Origin of the sequence: Rhizobium sp. AG207R (assembly GCF_027109195.1) — a bacterium.
Taxonomy (GTDB): domain Bacteria; phylum Pseudomonadota; class Alphaproteobacteria; order Rhizobiales; family Rhizobiaceae; genus Rhizobium; species Rhizobium dioscoreae.
Map to the genome: position 1 here is coordinate 154854 of NZ_JAEPVT010000008.1, position 26065 is coordinate 180918.

Annotated in this window: 24 protein-coding genes; 9 read left to right on the plus strand and 15 right to left on the minus strand. The window is 60.7% G+C overall.

Annotated features, from left to right (window positions below; translation table 11 throughout):
• Positions 1 to 35: 35 nt before the first annotated feature.
• The 11 genes from JJQ51_RS20390 to JJQ51_RS20440 all read right to left on the minus strand — a co-directional run bounded on the left by JJQ51_RS20390 (position 36) and on the right by JJQ51_RS20440 (position 11637).
• The gene (locus JJQ51_RS20390; RefSeq protein WP_113396243.1) at positions 36 to 824 is read right to left on the minus strand and encodes an amino acid ABC transporter ATP-binding protein; all 789 of its coding nucleotides are present in this window, start codon (positions 822 to 824) and stop codon (positions 36 to 38) included.
• Positions 821 to 1687 carry an amino acid ABC transporter permease gene (locus JJQ51_RS20395; protein WP_113390886.1) on the minus strand — a complete coding sequence of 289 codons (867 nt, stop codon included), beginning with the start codon at positions 1685 to 1687 and terminating at the stop codon, positions 821 to 823. Before JJQ51_RS20395 ends, JJQ51_RS20390 begins: the two co-directional genes overlap by 4 nt.
• Positions 1684 to 2637, minus strand: a complete 954-nt coding sequence (locus JJQ51_RS20400) for an N-acetylglucosamine kinase (protein ID WP_145323573.1) — start codon at positions 2635 to 2637, stop codon at positions 1684 to 1686. The genes JJQ51_RS20395 and JJQ51_RS20400 overlap by 4 nt, the downstream gene beginning before the upstream one ends.
• 216 nt (positions 2638 to 2853) lie before the next feature.
• The gene (locus tag JJQ51_RS20405; RefSeq protein ID WP_113396245.1) at positions 2854 to 3843 is read right to left on the minus strand and encodes an NAD-dependent epimerase/dehydratase family protein; all 990 of its coding nucleotides are present in this window, start codon (positions 3841 to 3843) and stop codon (positions 2854 to 2856) included.
• Positions 3844 to 3859: 16 nt separating this feature from the next.
• Positions 3860 to 5068, minus strand: a complete 1209-nt coding sequence (locus tag JJQ51_RS20410) for a glycosyltransferase family 4 protein (RefSeq protein WP_113354644.1) — start codon at positions 5066 to 5068, stop codon at positions 3860 to 3862.
• 697 nt (positions 5069 to 5765) lie between these two features.
• On the minus strand, positions 5766 to 6032 hold the full coding sequence (locus JJQ51_RS20415; protein ID WP_145323579.1) for a type II toxin-antitoxin system Phd/YefM family antitoxin: 267 nt from the start codon (positions 6030 to 6032) through the stop codon (positions 5766 to 5768).
• Between the two features lie 118 nt (positions 6033 to 6150).
• A complete protein-coding gene (locus JJQ51_RS20420) occupies positions 6151 to 7347 on the minus strand; it encodes a glycoside hydrolase family 172 protein (RefSeq protein WP_269245207.1) in 1197 nt (398 codons plus the stop codon).
• 27 nt (positions 7348 to 7374) lie between these two features.
• A complete protein-coding gene (locus JJQ51_RS20425; RefSeq protein WP_113354641.1) occupies positions 7375 to 8223 on the minus strand; it encodes a carbohydrate ABC transporter permease in 849 nt (282 codons plus the stop codon).
• Positions 8213 to 9157 carry a carbohydrate ABC transporter permease gene (locus JJQ51_RS20430; RefSeq protein WP_145323585.1) on the minus strand — a complete coding sequence of 315 codons (945 nt, stop codon included), beginning with the start codon at positions 9155 to 9157 and terminating at the stop codon, positions 8213 to 8215. Before JJQ51_RS20430 ends, JJQ51_RS20425 begins: the two co-directional genes overlap by 11 nt.
• A gap of 63 nt (positions 9158 to 9220) precedes the next feature.
• Positions 9221 to 10573 carry an ABC transporter substrate-binding protein gene (locus JJQ51_RS20435; RefSeq protein WP_269245208.1) on the minus strand — a complete coding sequence of 451 codons (1353 nt, stop codon included), beginning with the start codon at positions 10571 to 10573 and terminating at the stop codon, positions 9221 to 9223.
• Between the two features lie 59 nt (positions 10574 to 10632).
• A complete protein-coding gene (locus JJQ51_RS20440; protein ID WP_113354638.1) occupies positions 10633 to 11637 on the minus strand; it encodes a LacI family DNA-binding transcriptional regulator in 1005 nt (334 codons plus the stop codon).
• A 202-nt stretch (positions 11638 to 11839) separates the two neighbouring features.
• On the opposite strand from JJQ51_RS20440, the gene JJQ51_RS20445 reads away from it, so the two are divergent.
• From JJQ51_RS20445 to JJQ51_RS20455, 3 genes are read left to right on the plus strand one after another with little or no spacing between them, the layout of a single operon-like run.
• Entirely contained in the window at positions 11840 to 12430 is a 591-nt protein-coding gene (locus tag JJQ51_RS20445) for a hypothetical protein (protein ID WP_269245209.1), read from the plus strand.
• Positions 12427 to 12990 carry a hypothetical protein gene (locus JJQ51_RS20450; RefSeq protein WP_113354636.1) on the plus strand — a complete coding sequence of 188 codons (564 nt, stop codon included), beginning with the start codon at positions 12427 to 12429 and terminating at the stop codon, positions 12988 to 12990. The genes JJQ51_RS20445 and JJQ51_RS20450 overlap by 4 nt, the downstream gene beginning before the upstream one ends.
• Positions 12980 to 13552, plus strand: a complete 573-nt coding sequence (locus JJQ51_RS20455; RefSeq protein ID WP_269245210.1) for a hypothetical protein — start codon at positions 12980 to 12982, stop codon at positions 13550 to 13552. Before JJQ51_RS20450 ends, JJQ51_RS20455 begins: the two co-directional genes overlap by 11 nt.
• Positions 13553 to 13586: 34 nt before the next feature.
• On the opposite strand, the gene JJQ51_RS20460 is transcribed toward JJQ51_RS20455, so the two are convergent.
• Both JJQ51_RS20460 and JJQ51_RS20465 read right to left on the minus strand, forming a co-directional pair.
• The gene (locus JJQ51_RS20460; protein WP_269245211.1) at positions 13587 to 14918 is read right to left on the minus strand and encodes a hypothetical protein; all 1332 of its coding nucleotides are present in this window, start codon (positions 14916 to 14918) and stop codon (positions 13587 to 13589) included.
• A gap of 57 nt (positions 14919 to 14975) precedes the next feature.
• On the minus strand, positions 14976 to 16118 hold the full coding sequence (locus JJQ51_RS20465) for a LacI family DNA-binding transcriptional regulator (RefSeq protein WP_269245212.1): 1143 nt from the start codon (positions 16116 to 16118) through the stop codon (positions 14976 to 14978).
• 370 nt (positions 16119 to 16488) lie between these two features.
• Here JJQ51_RS20465 and JJQ51_RS20470 point away from each other — a divergent pair, with 370 nt between their 5' ends.
• The 3 genes from JJQ51_RS20470 (at position 16489) to JJQ51_RS20480 (ending at position 20225) form a co-directional block, all read left to right on the plus strand.
• Entirely contained in the window at positions 16489 to 17445 is a 957-nt protein-coding gene (locus JJQ51_RS20470) for a sugar-binding protein (RefSeq protein ID WP_113333353.1), read from the plus strand.
• Between the two features lie 102 nt (positions 17446 to 17547).
• Positions 17548 to 19089: a sugar ABC transporter ATP-binding protein gene (locus tag JJQ51_RS20475; RefSeq protein WP_145635049.1), complete on the plus strand. Its 1542-nt coding sequence runs from the start codon at positions 17548 to 17550 to the stop codon at positions 19087 to 19089.
• A 128-nt stretch (positions 19090 to 19217) separates the two neighbouring features.
• On the plus strand, positions 19218 to 20225 hold the full coding sequence (locus JJQ51_RS20480; protein WP_145635052.1) for an ABC transporter permease: 1008 nt from the start codon (positions 19218 to 19220) through the stop codon (positions 20223 to 20225).
• Positions 20226 to 20297: 72 nt separating this feature from the next.
• Here the strand turns inward: JJQ51_RS20480 and JJQ51_RS20485 are convergent, their stop codons facing one another.
• Positions 20298 to 20753, minus strand: a complete 456-nt coding sequence (locus tag JJQ51_RS20485; protein ID WP_113396257.1) for a hypothetical protein — start codon at positions 20751 to 20753, stop codon at positions 20298 to 20300.
• A gap of 113 nt (positions 20754 to 20866) precedes the next feature.
• Positions 20867 to 21769: a LysR family transcriptional regulator gene (locus JJQ51_RS20490; protein WP_113354631.1), complete on the minus strand. Its 903-nt coding sequence runs from the start codon at positions 21767 to 21769 to the stop codon at positions 20867 to 20869.
• Between the two features lie 136 nt (positions 21770 to 21905).
• Here JJQ51_RS20490 and JJQ51_RS20495 point away from each other — a divergent pair, with 136 nt between their 5' ends.
• The 3 genes from JJQ51_RS20495 to JJQ51_RS20505 all read left to right on the plus strand — a co-directional run bounded on the left by JJQ51_RS20495 (position 21906) and on the right by JJQ51_RS20505 (position 26053).
• Complete coding sequence (locus JJQ51_RS20495) at positions 21906 to 23132, plus strand: HlyD family secretion protein (protein ID WP_269245213.1); 1227 nt, start codon at positions 21906 to 21908, stop codon at positions 23130 to 23132.
• Positions 23133 to 23209: 77 nt separating this feature from the next.
• Positions 23210 to 24817, plus strand: a complete 1608-nt coding sequence (locus tag JJQ51_RS20500) for an MDR family MFS transporter (RefSeq protein WP_113354629.1) — start codon at positions 23210 to 23212, stop codon at positions 24815 to 24817.
• A gap of 48 nt (positions 24818 to 24865) precedes the next feature.
• Complete coding sequence (locus JJQ51_RS20505; protein WP_442966507.1) at positions 24866 to 26053, plus strand: adenylate/guanylate cyclase domain-containing protein; 1188 nt, start codon at positions 24866 to 24868, stop codon at positions 26051 to 26053.
• Positions 26054 to 26065 lie beyond the last annotated feature (12 nt).

Genomic DNA, 26065 nt, shown 5'->3' on the forward strand with positions numbered 1-26065 from the left:
TGAAGGACGTGCGGCCTTGTCGCGGTGCCTGCCAGTCAGTGCATCCGTCTCAAAAACGCCTGGGTTCTTTCCTGCCGCGGATTGTCGAGCACGTCGCGCGCCGGCCCTTCCTCGACGACGACACCCTGATCCATGAATACGATACGGTCGGCGACGTCGCGGGCGAAGGAAAGCTCATGCGTCACCACGATCATCGTCATGCCGTCCGCCGCGAGCTTGCGCATCACGTTCAGCACCTCGCCGACGAGTTCGGGATCGAGTGCGGATGTCGGCTCGTCGAAAAGCATCAGCTTCGGGCTCATCGCCAATGCCCGGGCGATCGCCACGCGCTGCTGCTGGCCGCCGGAGAGCTGATAGGGATAGGCGCTGCCGCGGCCTTCGAGATCGACCATCTTCAGGAGCTCCCGCGCCCGGGCCAGAGCCTCCTCCCGCGACTTGCCGCGATTGAGCATCGGCGGCTGCGAAATGTTCGTCAGCACGTCCTGGTGAGCGAAAAGATTGAAGCGCTGAAACACCATGCCGATGTCGCGCCGCTGCACGGCCAGCTCCTTGCCGCTCATCTCGTGCAGGGCATCGCCGCGCTCGTGATAGCCGATCAACTGGCCGTCGACGAGAATGCGGCCCGCCGTCATTCGCTCCAGGTGGTTGATGCATCTGAGGAAGGTCGATTTCCCGCTTCCCGAGGGACCGAGCAGGCAGACGACCTCGCCCTTGTCGACGGAGAGATTGATGCCCTTCAGCACTTCGAGCGAACCGAAGGATTTGTGGACGTCGATCGCCTGGACGAGGGCCCTTGCCGAGGACGATGTTGCAGGAGCACTCATCCGTTTCTCCCTTCCGCGCCCATGAGGCGCAGGGCGCCTTGCAGGAGGCCAGGCGCCTGGTTCGTGGATTTTCCAAGCCGGCTCTCGATGACGAGCTGGATGGCGGAGGCGATCGTGGTCATCACGAGGTACCAGATGCTGGCAACGATCAGCAGTTCGATGATCAGGAAGTTCCTGGCATAGATGTTCTGCGCGCGCGTCAGCAGGTCCTGGGCCGCAACGACGGAGACGAGTGAGGTCGTCTTCAGCATCGAGATCGTTTGGTTGCCGATCGGAGGGATGATGACGCGAAGCGCCTGGGGAAAGATGATGCGCAGCATCGATTGGGCGGGCGTATAACCGAGCGCCTTGGCGGCCTCATGCTGGCCGCTATCGACGGCGAGCAGTCCGCCGCGAATGATCTCCGCCATATAGGCCGCCTCATTGAGGCTGAGGGCAAGAAGCGCCGCGACGAAAGCCGTGACGATCGAGTTGGTGTCGATATGAATCGATCCGACATCGATACTCGGTATGAAGAGCTGGATGTTGAACCAGAAGATGATCTGAACCAGCAGCGGCGTGCCGCGGAAGAACCAGATATAGAGGCTCGCGAAACCGGACAGCACCGGATTGGACGCGAGCCGCATCGTGGCAAGGATGGCGCCGGCAACAATGCTGATGATCATCGACAAGACGGTGAACAGGATGGTCAGCTTGACCCCATCCAGGATCGTCTCGTCGAAGATATATTGCGGTATGGCCGACCAGGCGATGTGACGGCTGGTGGCGACCATGAACGCCAGCAATACGACGACAGCGATCAGCACGACCGCGATCAATCTCTGCCCCCAGTTTCGTGCGGGAATGATCTTCCGGGAGGTCATGCGGCTCTCCAATCATCAGCGGTTTTCAGCTCGCCGTCGAGATGCGGCGGCGGCAAGGTGGCCGGCAGGTCACCACGACTGAGCTTGCGGGCGAGCACCAATGCCCCCGCCACCGGCGGCTCGTCGAGAAGGGTCAGCGTCAGATCGGGCAAGCGGTCACTGAGGGCGGTCTTGAAGGCCGCCAGAAGCCGCGGCTGACGGGCAATGACGCCGCCGCCGGTAACGACATCGCCACGCGGTGCGCCACGTTCCAGCAATTGCGCGGTGAGCTCGGCAAGGGAGGCACCCGCCTCCGTGATGACCTTGTTGGCATATCGCGAACCGGCATCCGCCGCCTCGAATACGAGCGGCGCGAAGCGGCCTATGCCGGCTGCCGATCCGATCTCGCCCAACGCCCGCCCGATCTCTATCGGCGACGATATCGCAAGGGCCTCGATGAGGCTCCGACCAAGGAGATCAAGCGGTTGGCCCTGGTCTAGCGCAAATCGGATGGTCCGGGCCGCTTCCCGCACAAGACCGCTCGCGCTTCCTTCGTCGCCCAGATACCACCCCCACCCGCCGGATGCGATCATCCTGCGCGCGGCATCGCGCGAGACCGCAATTGAACCGGTGCCGCTGATGACGGAAATGCCACTCGACTTGCCCGCGGCCGGCAGCAACAGCTCGGAGTCGTTGAGGACCAGCACGGCGCCTGGCAAGTGCCGGGCGAGCCTTGCTTGCAGCCCAAGCCGATCCTCGTCGCTGTCGCAGCCATGCGCGCCGACGACCGTGATCTTTGGGATGGCTCCGGTCGTCGCCACAAGCAGCGAAACGAGGGCCCGCGCATCCGCATCATGATCGACGCGAGCGCGCCATTCAGCCGTGTGGACGACTCTTTCGCCAACGGTTTCGCCATTCATCTCGGCGATGAGCTGCGTTTTGGTTCCGCCAATATCAATTCCAGCAATCATGCGTCCCGATCCATTTGTTAGGTAACTTACCTAATTATAAGAGACGCGCAAGCACTATTTCGCGGTTCTTCAGATCGGTGGATGATCCCGAGGTCGAGTTGACGCGTGGCGACGCGTGGCCGGAGCGATCGGTGCGCCGCCGAATTTAGATGGGGGCGCAACCGGTCAGCCCCGGACCTCGTCGACGGGACGTGATAACCATGATTGGTGATGGGGTCAGATGGCGACTGCGTATGACGCCTGCTCGGCCTGAAGATATGCGAGCATGCGTGCGATCCCCTCCTCCAGACCGACCGTGGGGGTCAGTCCGTAGGAGCGTTGCAGGGCCGTGTCGCCGCAACGGTAAAAGACACCTTCCGGATGATTCGATCGCCCGCTGACAACCGGCTGCCAGCCGATCCGCCGACTGATCGTCTCGGCGAGTTCGATGAAGGAAGTCGCGGTGCCGGTCGATAGATTGAGGCTTGCCCCGTCTGGAAGCAGCTCCCTGGTCCGCCAGATGAAGTCGATGCAGTCCGAGATGTGGATAAAATCCCGGCACTGACGGCCCGAGCCCCAGACGAAGACCTCGGGAGCGCCCTTTTCCGCAAGCAAGCGGCGGCAGATCGCCGGGAAAGGATAGGCAAGATCCTGATCCTCGCCATAGCCGCTGAACGGCCTGTAGGCGATGGCCCGCCGGCCGTAGCGTTCGACATAGAGTTTCATCAGATATTCGCCGGTCAATTTTGCCCAGCCATAGCTGAGATCGGGGACACCGACGGCGGCGTCGAAATTGATCATCTCCTCCGACAGCAGCCGATGATTGGCGACGGTCTGTAGCGACACCGGATAGGCCGCGCTGGAGCTGAAAAATATGACCGAACCGGGTTTGGCTCGCGATGCCCATTGCCACAGTTCCGCATCGACCGCCAGATCCTCGGCGACGTCGAGCGCGCGCGTCTCGAGCGTCAAGCGACCGCCGACGAGCGCGGCCAGATGGAAGACATAGTCGAAATGTTCGGGAGGCCGTGCGAAGAACGTCCGGCAATCCTCTTCGCAAAAGGTGAAGCGTGAACGCCGAAGCCGCTGCCACAGTTCCGGATGCAGCGCGCCCGTTCCCGCGACCAGGGAATCGACGCAGACGACATCCAAGCCCTCGGCAAGAAGCCGCCGGACAAGATGCCGGCCCACGAAACCGCAACCACCAGTCACCAATGCGCGCACCATCGTCTCCCCCCAATCACTATGCGGAAAAATCGCCCCGTCCCAGATAGATATCCACCATGCGGCGCCCCCATTCCGCCCTGCTCGGCGCGATGCGGCGGCCAAGGGCCAATGCCCCTTCGCTCAGCCGCCGCATCAATCGATCGTCATCCGTCGCCATCAATTTCTCGGCCAGCGAATCCGCATCGCCGCTATCGAAAACCAGGCCGGCGCCATTCTCCTCGACCTCCGCCGCGATCAACGCATTGCTGCTGACGATGACCGGGATGCCGGACATCAATGCTTCGGCGGCGACCAGGCCGTAAGGCTCCGGCATGCGCGACGGCATGACGAAAACGCGCGCTGTGCCAGCGATCTCGCTCACCTCTTCGTCGCTTAGCCAGCCAGGCACATGGCAATGCGGCAACAGCCGCCGCATCTCGGCTAGCAATGGCCCACGCCCGATCAGCGTTGCTGTCCTGCCCGTCTTGTTGAGCGCGTCCGCCAGTGTCTGAACCCCTTTTTCCCAGCACATGCGACCGAGGAAAACAGTGCGGCGGTTGCGCCACGCCTCGACGGGCGCCGGCGTCAATGGCTGCGTCGGCGTGCGCAGCGTCGTGAAATGCCGGAAGGGGCCAGTGCGTAGAAACGCCTCCATGCTCTCATGCGCCAGGACGATGCCCACCTGGCTCCAGAACCTCTCGCCGACCCCCTGCTGTGTCAGGGTGCGGCGGAAGCGCCAAAGCTTATGGAGATAACTGCGCTTGTCGCAATTGGTCGTCAGGCAGGCGAGAGATAGCGGCTTGATGTCGCAAACCTCGCCGCTATGGAAATTGATAAGGCCGCCATTCGGGCAGGTCAGGAAGAAATCATGCGCCGTGACGATGACTTTGACCCGATGCCTGGCAAGCGCATAGAAAATCGAGGGCGAGAGGATCTGCGACCAGCCATGTACATGGACAACGGTTTCCTCATCCGATTCCCGAAGCAGGCCCTCCATCGCCTCATAGGCCCGCCGATTGTAGTTCTTCGCAAGGATATCGACGGTCGCCGGGCCTTCCCGAAGGGCGCGCTCGCCCAGCGCGACCGTGCGGATGTCGGCAAAGCGCGGCTTGAGGCCCTCGCCATCATCACCGACCAGCATGGCGCATGTCAGCCCGGCATCCCTGCTTGCCTCGAGACATTGCAGCGCCACCTTGGTCGCGCCACCGCGAACGATCGAAACATCATTGACAAGTATGAGACGCATGAGACCAGCAACTCGCCTATGGCATTAACCCGACGCGGCGAAAGAAACCGTCCTCTTACGTTTCGCGCCCGATACATAAAGCGCCCTAACGCAGCGCTTTTTCAATTCATCCATTCGCACGAGAGCATCCCGCTTTCAGGTTGAATCCACAGGATCTCTTCGATGCATGAAAGGGAAATGCCGGTAGCGCATGCTTACCAAGCCATGTGCTCCAGCTTGCTGTTTTTGCAATTGCCAGGACGCTCTATTCAAACCGGAGCATTAGCGCGCGATTCGGTCCGGCGACTGGACGGGAATGTGAAACGGCGGGAAGTGTTTGAGATTGGCTGTGATCCCGACGAGCCTATGAACATTTGCCGTTCCCGCGATGACCGCATCCGCCGCGCCTGGATCATGCCCGGCGACGACCGCCTTCGCCTCGAGCCTCCCGGATTCAAACGCGACATCCTTCGACGGGTAGAATGGGACCACCATACCCGGCAATTAGCCCTTGTAGCCAGGCGTGAATCCCCGCTTCCCTTGTCTTCGCACCTTTTGCTTCCATTGACCGAATGCCCTTTTCGATCTCGTGGATAGTCAACGCGGAAAGATAGATCGCGCCCCGCCGATCCTGTTCATCCACCCATTCGGCAAACGTGTTCGATGCACTTGCCTTGGACGAGGCGAATGGACATCGGGTTGATCTCGAGAAGAAGGCTCACAAATCGACCTCGCGCGAGGGAGCGGGATTTCTTGAGAAAACATCGTCGGTAGGATCGAGATCAGCCGGAAAGGTCTTCAGATATTGCACAAGGCTCGGCCGACCGCTCAGGATCACCTTTCTTGCCGCCTCGGCCGCCCTCACACTGACGACGACGGCCGCGGCGCGCCCGCGACGTGTAATCGTCACGAACTCACCGGCCGCGGCCTGATCGATGACACGGGAAAATGACGCCTTGGCATCCTTTAAGCTGATCGTTTTCATGGCGAATCCCTAAAAGAGGTCACTTATGGCCTCTTCTTGGAGCGCATTCGTGCGAAATCAAGGCACGCAATAGCGATTGTAGTGAAGTCCGTTGGCTGCCTTGGACATACTGCCGCTCTCAGCCCCTCGCCTTCTTCACGGCGATCTCCATTTCCTTGAATGGCCGGCGGAAGGTCGGCACGCGCTCCGCGACCTCGGGGAATGCGCCGAACGGCCTGTGCGGCTCGGCCTGATACCAGAAGGCGACCGAGGAAATATCGTCGGAGCGTCGGTTGGCATGGCCGTGCTCGATGGTCACGCGGATGTGCTTCTGAAAGATCGCCGGATCTTCGATATGCCAACGGTAGAGCGTCACCGGCTCGGTCCAGTTTGGACCGCCGGCGGCGATGATGCCATGATAAGGCGCGCTGTATTCCTGGGTCGGGCACCATGCCGTATTGAAATAGTCCTCGGTGCCGGTGCCGTGCAGGGTCGGCGGCCAGGCGTCGTTGGCACCGGATGCGGATTCATCTCGCGGTTCGATCAGCCCCGCCTTCGGCCCGATGCGCGGATCGGGCTTGCGCACCGTGTCCCGCACCGAGAGCCCCTGTTCGCCGTCGATGAAGATCATGTCATCGCCTTCGCCGTACCAATCCCACACCTCGGAGCGGCGGCGCGAATAAACGCTGTAGAGAACGCCGACATAGTGACCGCGGCCTTCGGCCTCGAGGATCGTGTAGTTTTCCTTGCCGTCGACATTCTCGCCGCCGAAGAGATATTCCTCGTTGGTGAGGCCCGTGTCGCTCATGCCTTGCGGCTGAGACTGGCGATATTGCGCGTGGAAGCGTCCCATGTCCTCCTCTAGCGTCTGATGAAGCTCGAGATCGACATAATAGTAGAATAGCAGGTCGTGTTCGGCCTCGTTCGTCACCGTGAGCTTCATGTGCGAGCCGAAGGGCATGGGGAAGTAGCAGTTGAACGCCTTGCCGTCTTCGGGACTCGCCTGCATCGGCAGGCTGGCGTAATTCGCCGTGCGGCCATGACCCATGCCGAAGAAATCACCGATCGGTGCCTCGATGCTCGGCGCCGTCTCGCCATCCCAGTAGGCGCGAAGCACGATCTTGCGCAGGAAATTCTCGCTCTCGCAGGCAAGCGTCGCCCAGATATGGGTGATGATGCCGGCGCCCGAGTGCTCGGCGATCACCTCCGTCTTTCCCGGCTCGATATGGAAGCGGTCGTCGTTGCCGCCGGTGCGGTCGTAGCTCGAAAAGCGGCGCGTCCTTGCTTCGCGCAGTTTAGCCAGCCCACGCAAGGGTGAAAGGCCGAGATTGCTCATAGATGTCTCCTGTCTTGAGGAAAACGGCTATTTCAGGCCGCTGGTCTTCAGCGAGTCCATGATCTGCCGCTGGAAAATCACGAAGAGGACGAGGGTGGGGATGGCGACGATGGTGGAGGCCGCCATCATGTAGTTCCAGGAAGCCGAATACTGGCTCTTGAAGTTGGCGATGCCGACCTGCACCATCCAGAGGTTCGGATTGGAGGTGATCGTCAACGGCCAGAGGAAGGAATTCCAGTTGGCGAGGAAGAACAGGATAGCGAGCGCCGACATGATCGGCCGGCTCAATGGCAAAATGACGCTCCAATAAATCCGCCAGTAACCCGCGCCGTCGATCACCGCCGCCTCCTCGATCTCGCGCGGCAATGAAAGATAGTACTGCCGCAGCAGGAAGATGCCGAAGGCGTTGAAGATCGCGGGAATGATGAGCCCCGCATAGGAATTGATCATGCCCATCGCCTTGACGATGATGAAGAGCGGTACGATCACCACCGGCAGCGAGACGAGAAAGGTCGAGAAGATCGCCAGGAATATGATCTCACGGCCTGGAAAGCGCAGGCGCGCGAGCGCATAGCCAGCCATGGTGTGGAAGAACAGCGCGACCATCGTCACCGTCGCCGACACAAGGAAGCTGTTGAGCATGTAGCGAATGAAGGGTACGCCCGTCAGCACATAGATGAAATTGTCGAGCGTCGGCGCTTCCGGTATCAGCGATGAGGAGAAGGATTCGGCTGCCGGCTTGAAGGCGATCGAGACCATCCAGAGCAGCGGGAACAGCGTCATCAGCGCCAGGATGGCAGCGATCAGCATCCATAGGCAGCGCACCAGCGTTACCTGCGATCGCGCGAGATAGGCGTTGGAGGCATCATTCGGCATGATCGAAACGTCCTCCGCGCGTGACGGCGAAGAAAATGGCTGTCACGGCCATGAGCGCGATGACCAAGATCGAGGACATCGCGGCCGCATAGCCGAAGGCGCCGAAAGAAAAGGCTTGCTGATAGATGTAGACGATCAGCACCGCCGTCGAATTGGCCGGGCCGCCCTTGGTCATGACGTAGATGATGTCGAAGGCCTGGGCACCGGCAACGGCGGCAACCATCGACACCATGAGAACGAAGAAACTCGTCGGCTTCAAGAGCGGCAGCGTGATATATCGGAAACGCTTGACCGGGCCGGCGCCATCGATCATCGCCGCCTCGTAATACTCCTTCGGTATGTCCTGCAGGCCACCCAGGAAGATCAGCATATAGAAGCCCATCAGGAACCAGACGCTGACAAGCACGACGGTGATCAATGCGAAATTCGGATCGCCGAGAAATGAAATAGCGGGAAGACCGAGGTTCGCCATGGTCTGACCAACGACGCCGATCTTGTCGATCACCATGAATTGCCAGACAAGGGCGACGACCACGAGGCTCACCATGTTTGGCGCGAAGAACATCGACCGCATGACGGCATTGAAACGATTGGTCTGCTGCACGAGAAGCGCCAGCCCCAGACCGCTCATGTAAAGCGAGGGTACGAGCATGACGGCATAAAGCGCCGTCACCCTCGCTCCCTTCCAAAACAGGGGGTCATGCCACATGCGGATATAGTTCTTGGCGCCGACGAAATTGTAGCCGCCGAAGCCGTTGACTTCATAGACGCTCAGGGCAAGCGACAGAAGCATCGGCACGCCGAGAAACAGAAAGAGGCCGAGCGCGTCGGGCAATACGAAGAGGTAGCCCGCGATCCACTCGCGATGCCGGGCGGAAAGGCCTTTGCGCCTGCCATTCGCATTGCTTGTCGTCGCATCTGCAATTGTCGTCATGATCTCGTCCCGGAAGGAGAGACGGCCGCTTGAGCGGATTGCCGCGGCGGCCGACGTTTCTTTTTAAAGGATCGGCGCGCCGCTATAGGAACCAAGGAACGCGTCGAGCTGCTGCGAGGCCGAGGTTGCCGTCGCTTGAGGATCGGCGCCGCCAAGCTGCGTCTGCTGGATCGCATCGGAGATGATCTTGTAGACCTCTGGCGGCACGCGCGGTTCGGCACGCGCCCCCGGATAGACATCGGAGGCGAATTTGCCGATCATGCCGGTCTTGAAGGCATCGCCGCCGGCGGCAAGAGCACTTTCGCGCGGTGGCATGTCCGACTTGCCCTTGGTGCACCAATCGGCGACGCGCTGAACGGAGTCCTTTTCCTTGGAGGCCAGCGCCCAGGCACAGAACTGTGCCGCCGCATCCGGATTCTTGCTCTTGGCGTTGGCGACGAAGGCCCAGCCGCCGCCGACGGTCACATATTTGCCGTTTGGCGGTGTTGGCAGGCGGAAGACGCCATATTTGAAATCCTTGGCGTTGCTCTGCAATTGCGAGATCCCCCAGATGCCGACATTCTGGATGGCGCAATAGCCCGAGGCTAGGTTGGCGACGGTGTCATTGGCGCCGCTGCCCATCACCTGGCGCGGAGCCGCCCCCGAGTTGACGGCATCCTGCCAGAACTTCAGAGCCTGCACGGTGGCGGGAGAATCGAAGGCGCTCTTGCCGTCCTTGCCCTGGAATTCGCCGCCTCCCTGCCAGAGGAAGGGATACCAGGTGAAGTTCTGATAGTAGCCCGGCTGGGTCTCGAAGAGCACGCCGAAACGCTTCGGCGTCGTCAGCTTCTTGGCAAGCTCAAGCAGGTCGTCCCAGGTCTTCGGAACGTCGTTTTCGTTGAGCTTCGCCTCTTCGAAAGCCTTGACCGAATAGTACATCGCCATCGGCTCGACTTCCATCGGAATACCGTAGATCTTGCCATCGACCATGCGGTTGGCGATCACGCTTTCGGGAAAATCCTCCTTGGCATCGATGTGGGGCGTCAGGTCCTGCAGGACGCCACCATTGTAATAACGCAGGAAATCGCCCGGCGAGATCAGGAAGATGTCCGGCCCCTCGCCAGAGGCGAATGCGGTCGCGAGCTTCGGTCCATTGATGTATTCCGCGTTCGGCACATATTCGAGTTCAACCTTTTGCGGATGGCTGTCGTTCCAGGCCGCAACCGCTTTCTCGAACCAGTCGATCTGGCTCTGGACCGGACCGCCCGGCGCGTAGAACTGCCAGAACTTCAACGGCGCGCCTTGCGCACGGACGGCCATGCGCGAAATGTAGGGAAAACCGCTCAACCCGGCAGCCGCGCCGGCGGCGAGGATCGCGCCGCTCTTGAGCACGCCGCGACGGGTGGCGGGGGCGATGAACTTATCCTTACCAGTCATGACTTCCTCCCATTTTGCCTTGCCGTCACCACTCTCCTCCCGGGTGACGGAGCCTCAATTCATGCGGTATCGTAGGCGTGTAGATTGCAGGGGATCACGTCCGAACGCGCGGGCCCGGCATAAGCTCCCGAAAGCCGCTCCAGCAGCATCTCGGTCGCGCGGTGGGCAAGCAGCGACGGCGTGTTGCCGACCCTTGTAATCCTCGGCCTGACATATTCGAGCTGCGGCTGGTCGCCGAAGACGGCGACGCCGATATCCTTCGGCACGCTGATGCCGCGATCGAAGAAGGCGGCGAGCGCTCCCGCCGCCATCAGGTAGTTTCCGAAGAAGATCACCGACGGCAGGTTGTCGCCATGGCTTGCCAGAAGCCAATCGACCGCCTCTTGCCCTGACGGACCAAGATAACTTCCTTCCCGCCGCAGTTCGGCGATCGGCTCGACGCCGTTGTCACGCAGGCCCTGCTCAAATCCGGCGGCGCGCGCCATGGCCTCGGCGAAGAAGGACGGGCCGGTCAGATGCGCGATCCGGCGATGGCCCTTCTTCGCCAGATAGGTTCCCATCTGATGGCCGCCGCCGAAATCGTCGATCTTGACACTGTCGACCGCCTTGTTTGGCAGGTCGCCGATGAACACGGTCGGCAGATCGATTTCAAGCAGCGCGTCATGCATGCCGTGCAGCGCGAAATCGCCGACGATAAGACCGTCAATGCGCCGGCTACGGATCTGGCGGAGATAGTGCTCGCCGTGCTCCTGTGAATGGCCTCCGGGAACATCGGTATTGAAGATCAGGAGATCGACCCCGATCGCCTCGAGATCGGATTGCGCCGCCTGTACCATCTCCGGATAGAAGGGGTTGCGGATATCCGGGATCAGCATGGCAACGAGATTGGTGCGGCCGGTCCGGAGGCTTTGAGCGAGCGGGTTCGGCACATAACCAAGCTCCGCGATTGCCTCTTGAACGCGCTTGCGCAAATCCGCCGAGACACGGTCGGCATGATTGAGCACATGCGACACGGTGGTCGGCGACACTCCGGCACGCTTGGCAACTTTGGCGATTGTGGTCATGCGCGCAGGCTACGGCATTGTAAATCGATTTGCAAATGCTTTTGCAAATCGATTTACCAAGTGCCTATCCGGTGATATCAGCACATATTCCAGCGCTCCGGCACCACCCACCCTTGCCGTATCGACCGGCTGAACCAAATAGAGATTGCCGCCCGCTCTTCGGATGCAGGCCGCGAAAGTCACCACCCGATCGCATCAGGCAATGAATCAGTCCGCCATCAGCAAAGCGAACAAGGCGCTCCATACACGGATCATCGCCGGTATCGGCGGCCTTCTGGCGGGCGCACTCTCGCTTGGGTATTCGATCTACCAAACCCGCGAAGAAGCGGAAGTGGCACAGGTGGCGTCTGGCAAACCCGTCGATGCCGGCCAATGGATGGTGACGCTTCATTCCGGCCGCGTCGCTGCCGAAACGCCGGATGGCCGACACCTTCCCGATGGCAAGAAAGCGCTGACACTCGATCTGACCCTTGAGAACATGACGGCGGAAAGCTCGAATTCCTATCGGGATACGCTGAAGCTCGAAAATCTCGAAAATCCGCCGGTCCCGCAATTCTATCTCGTCCGGGACAATGATTTGCTTTGGGACCTTCAGCCGATGATGCCGGAAAAGGTCAAGGTCGTCTGGCAATTGCCCGCGACGCAGGCGCTTCCCAAAGTGCTGAATGTCGCGATCGTGGGAACCACTTACAAGCCGAAGGACAATCTCTATGCCGCGCCGGGCTGGTTCAATCCGAACGACGTGGCGCGCGTCGGCTTGCCGCTTTCGGCGGGGCAAGGAGCAAATCCTTGACACGTCTCTTGCTTTCCGTGTTGCTCGTCGGCGTGACCGCCCTGCTCCTGGCTTTCCTGCAATCGACGACACCGAGCTACGCCGTCCTAACCGGTCCCATCGAAACGTCGGGACCGCAGAAGGACACCGTGTCGAGCAAGACGTTCAGCGTCAAGGTCGCCAAGCTTCTGCGCGCGAAAACGATCGCATTCACCTCTTACGGCAAGCCGGTCGAGCGACAGACCGAAGGCGTCTGGCTGATCGTCAGTGTCGAGCTGCAGTCGAAATATGACACGATGACCATCCAGGCCGCGGCGATTGAAGGAGCTTCCGGCCGCTCCTACCGGCAGACCCATCGTGCCGATGGTGCCCCTCGCCTTCTGCCATCCAAGGACTTGCAGCCGGGCCTGCCGACCTCAGGCATCTTCATCTTCGAACTGCCGGAAGACGAAACGAGCAATATGACACTGGTGCTTTCCAGGCAGCCATCACCTCAGCTGGATTCGGAAATTCGCGTCAAGCTCGACGGTGGAAGCGTCGAGACGCGCGACCGCGCGGAGATCGGTAATAATGGCGTCTAGACGAGAACGACGGCTTTGGTTGGCATCTCTGCTTAGCCTGCCCTTCTTGTTCGCCGGCTATTATGCCATCAACGCATGGCGCAACGCCGAGGATTACATCAAGCGAAGCGAGCTGCGCGTAAGCGGCAATATCGGCGGGCAGACCTATGCCAAGGCCTCCTGGACACTCGACCAGGCAAGGGTGATCGGCGACGGACGTGACGGGAAAATGACCTTCCCCGGCCAGATGCGCCTGGTGATCGTAAGGCTGGCCGCGAGAGCCGAAGACGATATCGGACAGTCCTGGGCTCAATGCAGCCTGACCCTGACGGACCCGAAGGGCCGTCGCTGGCAGCCGCTCAATTTCATTCTCTCCAAGGATCTCAGCCGCGACCTCGATCCACAGGCCACTCCCATCGATGGCTGCGATACCGTATCGCGCCAGCCGCCCGTCAAAAGCGCAAATACGCTCATGGAGGGAAAATTCGTCGTGCCGGCCGATGCAATCCCCTCCTTGTCGGCACAGCTGAGCTTCGCTTCGACGAGACCGGACGCCATATCCTTTCCGCTGCGGCTGAATTGAAGCAGAGCCACGAGAGGCTGAACCGCTGCGTGCTTCAGCTTCCGCCGCGGCGCCATTCCCGCCCCTGCGCGAAACCGATTTCCAGAGCCGCGGCAAGCAGGCAGATCTTTATCGGCATGATGAGGACGCCGTCACCCGGCGCGCTGGGACTGCCGAAGACGAGCGAAATGGCCTGCGCGATCATCTGCCACAAAGGCAGATCGTGCGGACCGATCAGCCTGGAGAGGCCGTACCAGGCCCAGGCCGAGCTCCAATCCAGCAGCCGGTAAAGCAGAATGACTGATAGCATCAGCCCGAGACCGGAGCCGAGGGTCAGCCCGACACCCTCGGCCAAGGCACGATAGCGTTTTGCCGTGCCCGAGATGAAATGCGAAATGAAATCACGGATCGCCTTTGGCAGCGACCGCCAGCGCGAAACCGCGCGCGCCAACCGGCCCTCCGTCAGCGGGCGCTCGCCATTGATGTCGTAGCCATAGACCAAGGCTGCGAGCGTCAGCCAGACGACGGGATAAAGAGCATAAAGGAACAGGGCGCGCATTTGCCTGGAAAAGGAAAGCGACGCGTCCTCCGCCGTCGGCGGAAAGATGGTGGCCGCCGCGGCATCGCCGACCGGATTGAGAAAGCCGAAAAAATGCCCGATCGTTTCGGGGAGCTTAGCGACCCAGGAACGGATGTCGCCTTCCCAGGTCGAAATAACAAAGAGACCGATGAAGGCCCAGTTCGCCTCACAAACAACGATGATGACAGCCCAGACAGGCGCTTTCGAACGCGAATGCATGAATTTGGCAAAGCGCCTGACCGCCCAGGCGATGGCAACCGAGACGAGGAGCCAGGCACTGCTGCCGAATTTCAGAGGATTATAATCCTCCCCGAACGGCATCAGGTCGAGCGATAGCCTGGAATATTCCCTCACCGTGTCGCCGAGAAATCCCCAGGCGGCATAGTAGGCGAAGAATGGCACGAGGGTCAGCGCGAGTATCGAGGTAAAGCTGGGCGTCGCGGCGCCGTCGCCGGTATCGGTTTCCGGCGAGGCAGCCGCAGCGCGCGAGGCGGCGTCAAGCGAGGCCAACCCGGGTCGCACGGTCTCGAACAGCGCGACGATAATGACAAGCTTCAGGAGAACGACAAGGGCCAGGGTAGACAGCCCGGCCAGCGCATTCAGCCGGCCGATCATGACCGCCAGTTCGTTGAGAAGCGAATTTCCGATCAGGCCGAGCAGCCACAGCGCCATCAGCTGCGGCCAGAAGCGCCACAGCAGTCGCAGGATGAGCGACGGCAGCCGGAACAAAAGCCGGAGCGGCGGGCGGGTATCCGGAGAGAGAACCGTCATGACGCGCAGGGTAGCAATCGAACCGTCAGTCGCCAAGACGCCTCTACAGGTTGCCAGGCGAACGGATCGCCCCGCGCCTGCCGGCGAACCCGATCAAACCTTTCGCACCTTGCGCCCGGTTCTGATGCCAGCCGGTGCGGCAACCGACGCACGTTTGACAAGCGAGCATTCGAGCTTGGTGATCTGGTAGCGGCGCTCTCGCGGCAAGACGGCCGTTTCCAGATGCTCGATCGCCCATTGGCCCATTGCCATGTGAGGAAGGACGGAGGTCGTCAAGGGCGGCACGAGATGACGGCAGATGTCCTCGTCGTCATAACCCATGACCGACATGTCCTCCGGAATGTGGAGGCCAGCCTCCTTCAGCGCTTCGTAGCAGCCAATGGCGGTGCGGTCGTTCTGGCAGAAAATCGCCGTCGGGCGCTCGCGGAGCGCAAGTAGTTTCATGGTGCCGGCATAGCCGGCGCTCGCCGACCAGTCACCCTCTATGACAAGCTCCGGATCGAATGGAATGTCGGCCGTCGCCAGGGCGCGACGATAACCGGTCAATCGATCCTGGGCGGCCTGCATCCACGGTTCGCCCGTGATCGTCGCGATGCGATGATGCCCATGTGAGATCAGATGCCGGGTCGCGGTCTGCCCGCCGGCGATTTCGCTCGGAACGACGGACGGAAAGGCATAATCGGACGTATAGCAATTCAGAAGAATGATCGGGATATTGAGATCATAAAGATAATCCGGCACCTCCACCTCGCGGGTGAAGATCGTCATGTAGATGAGCGCCGAGATGCCGCTGTTGGTGAGCGCCTTGATCGCTCTCGGCTCCATGACAGGATCACTCATGGTCTGTGCGACGAGCAGAACGTTTCCGGCATTCCAGCAGGCCTGGCGCGCTCCTTCAATCGCGACAACCGCCTCCGGACTGGTTGCAAGTTGGTCGACGGCAAAGCCGATGACGCCATCGAGCCTCGACGGAGACAGCAGCGCCGGCGGCGCGGCAAGCACCGGCGCGACATAGCCAAGCTGGCGGGCTGCCTCGATGACCCTCTCACGGGTCTGCTGCGATAGCCGCATGCCCGGCGTATTGTTGAGGACGAAGGATACTGCGCTTTGCGAACATCCAGCCGCCTTGGCGATATCGGTCATCGTGACCCTCGTACCGGAACGACGGCCGCTTCGCTTCGTTGCCCTGTTGTCGGTGGCCGTGCGATCGCCGTTCGCGGCCGATATCTTCTTCACTGCGTCTCATCTCCCCTGAAGCGAAAACGGCCTACGATCCCCACGGCCGCCTTCATGCGCTAATTTTTATTATCATCAATTGCACGATCTCGGCAACCGGTGCGGATAGGCATGCAATAGCCATCCACATCTTCAAGCGCGAGATCGCTGGCAATTGAACCAAATAGCTAGATTTTCGAGAGTCCGCCGCTTCGCGCGCAGGCAACTGTATTACTAATACTATTTACTAATTGAAATTAGTCGTATACCGTCGGTGTCGTGGTGGGACGTGCCTTATCTCGCTTGGCGAGAAAACCCTGGGAGGGGGCTCAGGACCGGCCTGCCGCGAGTTGCAACCAGATCCCGCAGGCGGATCTATGGGAGGACGATCATGAAATACGTAACACGGGGCGCTGCCGCCTTCGCGGCAGGGTTGCTGCTGAGCTATGCGACGGCGACCTATGCCGCGGACAAGCCCACTCTCGCATTTGTGGTCAACGGCGCGTCCGACTTCTGGAAGGCGGCCGAAGCCGGCGTCAAGAAGGCTCAGGCCGAATTGCCGGACTTCAACATGGAATTGAAGTATCCTGAACAATCATCGGTCGCGATCCAGCAGCGATTGATGGAAGACCTCGTGGCGGCCGGCGTCAAGGGCATCATGGTTTCGGCCGTCGATCCCAAGACATCAACGGAGGGGCTGAACAAGATCGGCTCGGAAACGGCGCTGTTCACCACCGATAGCGATGCACCGGATACGAACCGCGTCGCCTATATTGGCTCATCGAACGTCGATGCCGGCAAGCAGGCCGCCGAGATCGCCAAGAAAGCCATGCCGAACGGGGGCAAATGCATCGGCTTCGTGGGACTTCTCGGCGCCGACAATGCCAAGGAGCGCATTCAGGGCATGAAGGATGGCCTGGCGGGCACGAAGATCGAATTGACCGACGTGCGCGGCGACGACATCGACCAGACGAGAGCGAAGAAGAATGTCGAAGACGCGCTCGTCGCGAGCCCTGACGTCACCTGCATGGTCGGCTTCTACTCCTACAACACGCCCCGCATCTATGAAGCACTGCGCGAAGCCGGCAAGCTCGGCCAGATCACCGTCGTCGGCTTCGATGATGATCCGATCACGCTCGGCGGCGTCAAGGAAGGAACGATCGCCGCGACAGTGGTGCAGCAGCCCTATCTCTGGGCCTATCAGGGCATGAAGCTGATGGCCGCCTACCTGAAGGGCGACAAATCGGGCATTCCCGCCAACAAGCTGATCATCATCCCGACGAAAATCATCGGCAAGGACGACGTCGATGCCTATGCGGCCAATCTGAAGGCCATGGCTGGCAATTAAGGCCAACCAGCAGCGCCGGTTGCGAGGACCGGCGCTGCTCGAATGCAGTTGCTCGCGTCGTCGCGGCTCTCCAGGCCACATCGCACAGGCATGATATTCGTTATGAACCAGCGCTCGGATAACTTGGCATCGGCTGAAACCACAATGCCCTTTCTCAGCCTTTCGGGAATCGGCAAGACCTATCCGGGCGTGGTCGCGCTCGATAATTTCTCGATGGACGTCAGCGCCGGCGAGGTGATCGGTCTTGTCGGCGAGAACGGCGCCGGCAAATCGACGCTCATGAAGATCCTTGGCGGCGTCGTCAGGCCGGATCATGGCAGTATTCGGCTCGATGGAGCCGAGCACGGGGCCTTCACGGTCGAAAGCAGCATCGCCTCCGGGATTGCCTTCGTCCATCAAGAGCTAAACCTTTTTGAAAATCTCGATGTCGCGGCCAATATTTTCCTTGGCCGCGAACCATTGCGCGGCGGCGCCCTGAAACTGATCGACCGCGCCCGCCTGCGCGAGATGGTCGCCCCTCTTCTGAAGCGCGTCGGCGCCAATTTCTCGCCGGATACGCCGGTGGCGTCACTATCGCTTGCCCAGCAGCAGATGGTCGAGATCGCCAAGGCGTTGTCCATCAATGCCCGTCTCGTCATTCTCGACGAGCCGACCTCGAGCCTGCCGCTTGCCGAGACGGAAAAGCTGCTGGCCGTCATATCCTCGCTGAAAGCCGAAGGCATCAGCGTCATCTTCATTTCGCACCGCCTGCATGAGGTCGAACGTGTCGCCGATCGCGTCATCGTTCTGCGCGACGGGACGCTTGTCGGCACATTGGCGAAAGACGCCATCGACCATGATCGCATGGTGAAGCTGATGATCGGGCGGGCATTGGCCGCGCGCTCCGTGGAAGCGGCCCGTCCGCCGGGCGATATCGCCCTGAAGATCGCGGCGGTCCGCACAGCCGCCTATCCGGCGCAGCCCGTCAACCTGGATATCCGTTACGGTGAAATCCTGGGCCTTGCCGGTCTCGTCGGCTCAGGCCGGACGGAACTTGCCCGCGTCCTGTTCGGGGTCGACCATAGCTATGGCGGCACCATCGCCCTCAGTGGACGGGACCTGAAATTGCGATCCGCCAGGGACGCTGTCGCCAACGGCATTTTTCTCGTGCCTGAAGATCGCAAGCTGAATGGCATCCTGCTCGATATGCCGATCTCGCAGAACATATCGTTGCCCAACCTTCCGGCCTTTGCGCGCCGCTCCATGGTTTCGCCGGAGCGGGAAAATGCCATGGCCGAAACGCAGCGCAGGCAGCTCGCCATCAAGACGCCATCGATCGCGACCCGCACCGGCACGCTTTCGGGCGGCAACCAGCAGAAGGTCGTGCTTGCCAAATGGCTGGCGATGCACCCGAAGGTGCTGATCTTCGACGAGCCCACGCGCGGCATCGATATTGGCGCGAAGAGCGAAATCTACAGCCTGATGCGCAAGCTTGCCGATGCCGGTGTGGCGATCCTGATGATCTCAAGCGACATGGAAGAGGTGATCGGCGTCTCCGACCGCATCGCCGTCATGCATGAGGGTCGGATCTCCGGCATCCTCGAAAAGGATCAGTTCAGTCAGGAAAACGTGCTTTTGCTGGCCGTCGGCAAAACGCTACACTAGAGTGGTTCAGCTATCCAAGGAAACCTGAACCGCTCTATCTCATTGTTTTTGCGCAATTTCCCGCGAAAGATGCTTCGCACTTCGCTTGGAATTGCTCTAACGGCCGCGGCCAATGGGAATTGATATCGATGAGTAAGAAAGATCTGGGCCTGCTTTTGTTGATTATCGTTGTCGGCATTGTCGTGACGATCATCAATCCGCGCTTCCTGTTGCCGATCAACCTCGCCAATACGTCGAACCTCATTGGCTTGTTTGGAATCCTGTCGATCGGCCAGGCTTTCGTCATCATCACCGGCGGCATCGAATTGTCCGTCGGCTCGCTGGTTGCCTTGCTCGGCGTCCTGTTCATCGATTTCATCGCCGTCCAGAACATGCCCTGGGCGATCGCCCTGCCGCTGATCCTGATCCTTGGCGGCATTCTGGGAGCGATCCATGGCTGGCTGATTACCCGGCTCAACCTCCAGCCTTTCGTCGTCACTCTTTGCGGCCTCCTGATCTATCGTGGCGCGGCGCGCTTCTACACAGCGGACGGCACGGCCGGCTTCGCCTTCGGCCAGAACTTTCCCACCCTCGAATTCCTGACCGCCGGCCGCTTCTATGGCGTGCCGAACACCTTCATCGCGCTCGTGATCATCGCCGCCGTCATGTGGATCGTTCTGCATCGCTCCGTCTACGGCCGCTATCTCTACGCCATCGGCAAGAATGAGGAGGCGGCGAAATATTCCGGCATCCGCACCAGGAAGATGATAACGGTCGCCTACATCATATGCGGCGTGCTGACGGCGCTTTCAGCGATCTATTTCGCCATGTACACCCGCTCCATTTCGCCGGCGAGCCATGGGCAATTCTATGAGCTCTACGCGATCGCCGCGGCGGTGCTTGGCGGCTTTTCGCTGCGTGGCGGTGAAGGATCGCTGATCGGCGTGGTGCTGGGCACGATCCTGCTGCAGGAATTGCAGAACCTCGTCAACCTTTTGGGTATCCCCTCCTCGCTCAACTTCGCCGTCATGGGCGGCGTCATCCTGATCGGCGTCTTGATCGATCAACAATGGAGCGCCATCCGGGCGCAACGGCGCCTCGCGTCGGCCGCACGCCAGGCGGAAACGCGCCAGCCCGCCGAACAACCGCAGTCATGATGCCGCCACCGGCCGGATGGACCCGAGGACGTCCTGTACGATCGGTAAGGCCATGCCACATGCCCGTGAATTTCAGGAAGGCCCCGACCTGTTGCAGACGAGGCATCCGTAAGCATGCATGATGATCCCATGCGTTTCGCAGCGCCTGAGGTCGCTCTCGGAAAAGGTCGAATGGATCGCCGCGCCGCTTGCCCTGATATTGTGTGGTCCGAATGCCGACACCAGCATTCGCAAACGCATCAGGCGCGGCATCAGCCAGTCTTCCTTCGGCTCGTAGCCCAGCTTTTCCCAACCGACTTTCGATTCCGCGGCGGTGATCGCCCGAATTACAAAATTCCGATCCGCGGCAAATGTCGCGACGTGCCAGGGCATTTCGGCGATGTCGAATCCCACCGCCCCAAGTCCCAAGACCGCCTGATCTCGCGATGCGATCCAGGATGCAAACGCTTGCTCCGACCTCGTTCGCGCCAACACCGAAGCAGCAATGGCGAGAACTTCCACGAAGACGTCGGTCAATCCGTTCTGCATCTGAATCGCAGGCAGCTCCGGACGAGCCTCGCATGTTATTCGGTTCGCCATGGCTTTGAGATGGCTCCATTCACTGCTGCGTCACCGACGGAAAGGACTCGGCCTTGTTGTGCTCAGGTCATCCACTTGCGGTGCTCGACGAAACGCTCCGCCAAAAGGTCGATGAACAATCGCACTTTCGTCGGCAGATGGCTACGGTTCGGATAGATCGCGCTGATCGTGAATTCCACGGCGCGATAGTCGGGCATGACACGCACGAGACGGCCAGCGGCGACCTCTTCGAAGACGATGAAACTCGGAGCGAGAAAGATGCCCTGCCCGCTCGCCAGGAGAAAGCGCAGTGTCTCCGCGCTGTTGGAGACGACATTGCCAGAAATCTTGACGCCCACCTGCTTGCCATCAGCATCCTCGAAACGCCATTCGTCGCCATAGGGGTAATAGGTATATTGCAGGCAATTATGCTCCGCGAGGTCGGCCGGAACCTTCGGCATCGGATGTGTGTCACGATATTCGGGCGAGCAAACGAGCATGTGCCGCCAGGGCGCGAGCTTGCGCGCGACGAGTGTCGAGTCGGATGCGGGGAGGGTTCGGATCATCAGGTCGTAACCCTCCTCGACCATGTCGATCGACCGTTCGCCGACGTTGAAATCGAGCGAGATCGCGGGATATTGCGTCATGAATTCGTTGACGACGGGAAGCAGGAAGCGGACTATTGCGCCGCTGGTATAGAGCTTAAGCGTGCCTCGCGGCATGGTACTAAGCGCGCCGGCGGCCCGATCGGCCTCCTCGAGATCGGCCAGTATCTGTGAGGAACGCTCATAATAATATTTGCCGGTTTCCGTCAAACTGATCCGGCGCGTCGTCCGGTTCAGAAGCCGCGCACCCAAGCGGTCTTCCAACGATTGCACGTGATTGCCCACCATGGTGACGGACATGTTGAGCCGGCGGGCGGCGGCGGAAAAGCCGCCACATTCCACCACCCGGCCAAAGACTGTGAGGCTGGTCAACCGATCCATATTGTCCTCGGATTATCCACTGTGACTTGATGATCCTTCCCGATTTGAGAAGATTATCAGAAGGACGGTTCGGATGCATCTTCATCGCATCAAAATGACCCCGGGCAAAGGGGTGGCGCATTGAAGGAAACGGACGATGGTGGAACTCCCCCGCAACGAAGCGTTCAAGAACGCGAGCCAAGCCGACGCTGCTCCGGCCAACGAGGTCGCAAGGTCTCCCACGAGCGAAGCCCCGCGGGGTGTGACCGTCGAAGCGCCTGTCGCTTCGGCCACGCCCAAGACAGGCGGAAAGCTCATCAGGCGCGGCGTGCTGATCGCCGCGCTGCTGGCTGGCGTCGCGATCGCGGCGGATTTCGGCTATCGCTACTGGACGGTCGGGCGCTTCATCGAATCCACGGACGACGCCTACGTGAAGGCCGATTACACCACGATCGCGCCGAAGGTCGCCGGCTATATCAAGGATGTGCTTGTCAACGACAATGATAAGGTCAAGGTCGGCCAGGTGCTCGCCCGCATAGACGACCGCGATTTCCAGGCCGCACTTTCCCAGGCGAAGGCGGATCTGAAGGCCGCGGATGCGGCGATTTCCAACATCGATGCGCAGATCCAGCTGCAGCAATCGCTGATCGGGCAGGCCAAGGCGACGGTCGACGCGTCGCAAGCCTCCCTGGATTATGCGATATCGGATGCAGCGCGTTCGGCTCGGCTGATCACCAACGGCGTCGGCACACAGTCGCGCGCCGAAGAGACGGCATCGGCCAGAAAGCAGGCAGCCGCCGCCGTCGAGCGCGATCAGGCCGCGCTCGTCGCTGCTCAGAACAAGGTGCCGGTGCTTCAGACCCAGCGAGATCAGGCAGCCGCCCAGCGCGATCGGGCCGCTGCGGCCGTTCAGCAGGCCGAGCTCAATCTTTCCTATACCAACATCGTCGCCGCCGTCGACGGCACGGTCGGCGCCCGCTCGATTCGCGTCGGGCAGTATGTGACATCGGGAACGCAGCTGATGGCGGTGGTGCCGCTGCACTCGGTCTATGTCGTAGCGAACTTCAAGGAGACGCAGCTCACCTATGTACGTCCCGGACAGTCGGTCGAAATCAAGGTCGACAGCTTCCCGGACATCACCATCAAGGGCCACGTCGACAGCCTCTCGCCGGCAAGCGGGCTCGAATTCTCGCTGCTGCCACCGGACAATGCGACAGGCAATTTCACCAAGATCGTCCAGCGCATACCGGTGAAGATCGTCATCGATGACGATAATCTCGTCGGTTTGCTGCGCTCAGGCATGTCGGTGGAGCCGGAAATCGACACCAAGGCCATCCAAACATCGACGACGGACGCACAAGGATTATCCAGCCACGCTGGATGATCCTTCCCAATCTTCATCGATTATCACCTTTGTATCGTCATGAGATTATTCCGGCATGAGCCGGAAGGAGAGGCGCCGTGGCTACCCTTCAGATCGCCGCAAACAACAATTCAGCCGTATCCGCTCCGGTTGCCCGGCCCGCCATGAGCCCGCTGCGCATGTGGACCGCCGTCGTTGGTTCGACACTTGGCGCCTTCATGGCGGTTCTCAATATTCAGATCGTCAATGCCTCGCTTGCCGACATCCAGGGCGCGATCGGCGCTGGAACGGACGATGGCGGCTGGATCTCGACCTCCTATCTGATCGCCGAAATCGTGGTCATTCCCCTTAGCGCCTGGCTCGCCCGCGTCTTTTCCGTGCGCATCTATCTGCTGACCAACGCCCTCCTTTTCCTGCTTTTCTCGGTCGGCTGCGCCTTTGCCGCCAATCTGCAGCAGATGATCGTGCTGCGCGCCATACAGGGCTTCTCCGGCGGAGTGCTGATCCCGATGGCCTTCACGATCATCATCACCTTGCTCCCCAAGCCCAAGCAGCCGATCGGCCTCGCGCTCTTCGCCCTTTCGGCGACCTTCGCGCCGGCGATCGGGCCGACCATCGGCGGCTACCTCACGGAAAACTGGGGCTGGGAATATATCTTCTACGTCAATCTCGTGCCCGGCATTCTCATGATCGGCATGCTCTGGGCCTCGCTCGATCGCGCGCCGATGAACCTTTCGCTGCTCGCCAAGGGCGACTGGCCCGGCATCATCACCATGGCGGTTGGCCTTGCCGCGCTGCAGACCGTGCTTGAGGAAGGCAACAAGGACGACTGGTTCGGTTCCCCTTTCATAGTCCGCCTCTCTGTCATCGCCGCGGTCTCCTTGACGCTCTTTCTCATCATCGAGCTTCGCGCCGCCCATCCGCTCCTCAACCTGCGCCTGCTGGCGCGCCGCAATTTCGGCTTCGGCATCGTCGCCAATTTCCTGATGGGTGTCGCCCTCTATGGCTCGGTCTTCATCCTGCCGATCTACCTGACGCGTATTCAGGGTTACAATTCCGAGCAGATCGGCATGGTGCTTGCCTGGACCGGCATTCCGCAGCTCATCCTGATCCCGCTGGTGCCACGGCTGATGAAACGTGTCGATGCCCGCCTGCTGATCATCGTTGGCTTCGCGCTCTTTGCCGCCTCGAATTTCATGAATGTTCACATGACCGGCAACTATGCCAGCGATCAGCTCTTCTGGCCGAATATCGTGCGCGCCGTCGGCCAGGCGCTCGCCTTCACGCCGCTGACAGCGATCGCCACCGCCGGCATCGAGCAGGAAAATGCCGGTTCCGCCTCGGCGCTCTTCAACATGATGCGCAATCTCGGTGGCGCGGTCGGCATCGCCGCGCTGCAGACCTTTCTCACCAAGCGCGAGCAGTTTCATTCCAACATTCTCACGAATTCGGTCTCGGCATTCGAAGAGGCGACCCGTGCCCGCGTTGTCAATCTGACGAATTACTTCATGAACCATGGTGTCAGCGACCAGGCGCTTGCCACGCACAAGGCGATCGTCGCCATCGCCGCCAGTCTTCGCAAGCAGGCCAACATCATGGCTTTCAGCGACACGTTCTTCCTGCTCGGCGTTGCGCTGGTCATCGCCCTCGTCGCGAGCCTGCTTCTGAAGAAACCCGGCCACCTTTCCGGCGGTGCGGCACACTGAGCGCCGCATCTCAAAGAGGAGGAGATAGCCATGACCCTGCTGCACGACATGCCCAAGACCTCGATCATCAATTCCAGGACGGGCCATATTGGCGTCAATACTGCGGCTACCCTCAGCCTGATCGAATGGCTGACAGGCGATGAATGCCACGCCCTCGACGAGGCCGGCCTCGTCGCCGGGCTCGGTCGCCGCCTGCGGGCCCTCGGCCTTCCCATCGATCGGTTGACGCTGCACCTGACGACGCTGCATCCCGAATTCATCGGCCGCACCTTCGCCTGGGCGCCCGGCGAGCCGGTCGAGATCCATGATCGCGAACATGGCTCGCGTCTCGCGCTTGCCAACACGCCGCTCATGAAGGCACAGGAGATGCGCGAACCGCTCGTCGTCGGTCCGGGCGAGAGTCCGCATGGGCGCTGGCAACACATCGACATATTTTCCGGCCGGGGGCTCGTGCAATTGATCGTGGCGCCGCTTTGCAACGCCGACGGACCGATCAGTTGCGCCGTCTTCGCCACGCGGCGGCCAGGTGGCTTCACATCGGGCGAGCATGTTCTGATCGAACGCATCCTGCCGGCATTGCGCAACACGTGCGAACTTCGCGTCCTCAGACAATGCGAACTCAGCCTTCTCGACACCTATATCGGCCCGATGACGGCGAGCCGCATCCTCGCAGGACACATTCGTCGCGGAGAAATCGAATCCATGGAGGCCGCACTTCTGCTGTGCGACCTACGCGGCTTCACCGAGCTTTCCAATCGGCTGGCAGGCGGCACCGTGCTCGGGCTCTTGAACGCCTATTTCGACAAGGTGATACCGGCGATCACCCGCGAAGGTGGAGAGGTGCTGAAATTCATGGGCGATGCGGTTCTGGCATTCTTTCCAGGCGTCGATGCGACCGGAGCCTGCGATGCGGCGCTGACCGCGGCGAAGACAATTCTCGATGAAATAAGCGTCTTCGAATATGAAGGCATCCGTGTCAAGGTCGGTATCGCGCTGCACTATGGCGAGGTGAGCTACGGCAATGTCGGCTCCGGCAACCGCCTGGACTTCACCTTGATCGGCCCTGACGTCAATATCGTCAGCCGTATCCAGAACGTCTGCAGCGAGAGCGGCCAAGCGCTCCTGATATCAGGCCCATTCCAGCAAAACGCTGACATCACCGATGCGATCTCGATCGGGCGGCAGCCGCTGAAGGGCTTCGCCAATGCGATGGAGCTGTTTGCGATCGCATGCTGACGCCGCCGATGA

Excerpts from the sequence above, each read along its gene's own strand:
- JJQ51_RS20485 (WP_113396257.1), bottom strand. The coding sequence starts at position 20,753 with ATGCAGAACGGATTGACCGACGTCTTCGTGGAAGTTCTCGCCATTGCT.
- JJQ51_RS20405 (WP_113396245.1), bottom strand. The coding sequence starts at position 3,843 with ATGGTGCGCGCATTGGTGACTGGTGGTTGCGGTTTCGTGGGCCGGCAT.
- JJQ51_RS20435 (WP_269245208.1), bottom strand. The coding sequence starts at position 10,573 with ATGACTGGTAAGGATAAGTTCATCGCCCCCGCCACCCGTCGCGGCGTG.
- JJQ51_RS20430 (WP_145323585.1), bottom strand. The coding sequence starts at position 9,157 with ATGACGACAATTGCAGATGCGACGACAAGCAATGCGAATGGCAGGCGC.
- JJQ51_RS20445 (WP_269245209.1), top strand. The coding sequence starts at position 11,840 with ATGAATCAGTCCGCCATCAGCAAAGCGAACAAGGCGCTCCATACACGG.
- JJQ51_RS20420 (WP_269245207.1), bottom strand. The coding sequence starts at position 7,347 with ATGAGCAATCTCGGCCTTTCACCCTTGCGTGGGCTGGCTAAACTGCGC.
- JJQ51_RS20475 (WP_145635049.1), top strand. The coding sequence starts at position 17,548 with ATGAACCAGCGCTCGGATAACTTGGCATCGGCTGAAACCACAATGCCC.
- JJQ51_RS20390 (WP_113396243.1), bottom strand. The coding sequence starts at position 824 with ATGAGTGCTCCTGCAACATCGTCCTCGGCAAGGGCCCTCGTCCAGGCG.
- JJQ51_RS20425 (WP_113354641.1), bottom strand. The coding sequence starts at position 8,223 with ATGCCGAATGATGCCTCCAACGCCTATCTCGCGCGATCGCAGGTAACG.
- JJQ51_RS20470 (WP_113333353.1), top strand. The coding sequence starts at position 16,489 with ATGAAATACGTAACACGGGGCGCTGCCGCCTTCGCGGCAGGGTTGCTG.
- JJQ51_RS20415 (WP_145323579.1), bottom strand. The coding sequence starts at position 6,032 with ATGAAAACGATCAGCTTAAAGGATGCCAAGGCGTCATTTTCCCGTGTC.
- JJQ51_RS20395 (WP_113390886.1), bottom strand. The coding sequence starts at position 1,687 with ATGACCTCCCGGAAGATCATTCCCGCACGAAACTGGGGGCAGAGATTG.
- JJQ51_RS20490 (WP_113354631.1), bottom strand. The coding sequence starts at position 21,769 with ATGGATCGGTTGACCAGCCTCACAGTCTTTGGCCGGGTGGTGGAATGT.
- JJQ51_RS20455 (WP_269245210.1), top strand. The coding sequence starts at position 12,980 with ATGGCGTCTAGACGAGAACGACGGCTTTGGTTGGCATCTCTGCTTAGC.
- JJQ51_RS20400 (WP_145323573.1), bottom strand. The coding sequence starts at position 2,637 with ATGATTGCTGGAATTGATATTGGCGGAACCAAAACGCAGCTCATCGCC.
- JJQ51_RS20410 (WP_113354644.1), bottom strand. The coding sequence starts at position 5,068 with ATGCGTCTCATACTTGTCAATGATGTTTCGATCGTTCGCGGTGGCGCG.
- JJQ51_RS20495 (WP_269245213.1), top strand. The coding sequence starts at position 21,906 with ATGGTGGAACTCCCCCGCAACGAAGCGTTCAAGAACGCGAGCCAAGCC.
- JJQ51_RS20505 (WP_442966507.1), top strand. The coding sequence starts at position 24,866 with ATGCCCAAGACCTCGATCATCAATTCCAGGACGGGCCATATTGGCGTC.
- JJQ51_RS20480 (WP_145635052.1), top strand. The coding sequence starts at position 19,218 with ATGAGTAAGAAAGATCTGGGCCTGCTTTTGTTGATTATCGTTGTCGGC.
- JJQ51_RS20440 (WP_113354638.1), bottom strand. The coding sequence starts at position 11,637 with ATGACCACAATCGCCAAAGTTGCCAAGCGTGCCGGAGTGTCGCCGACC.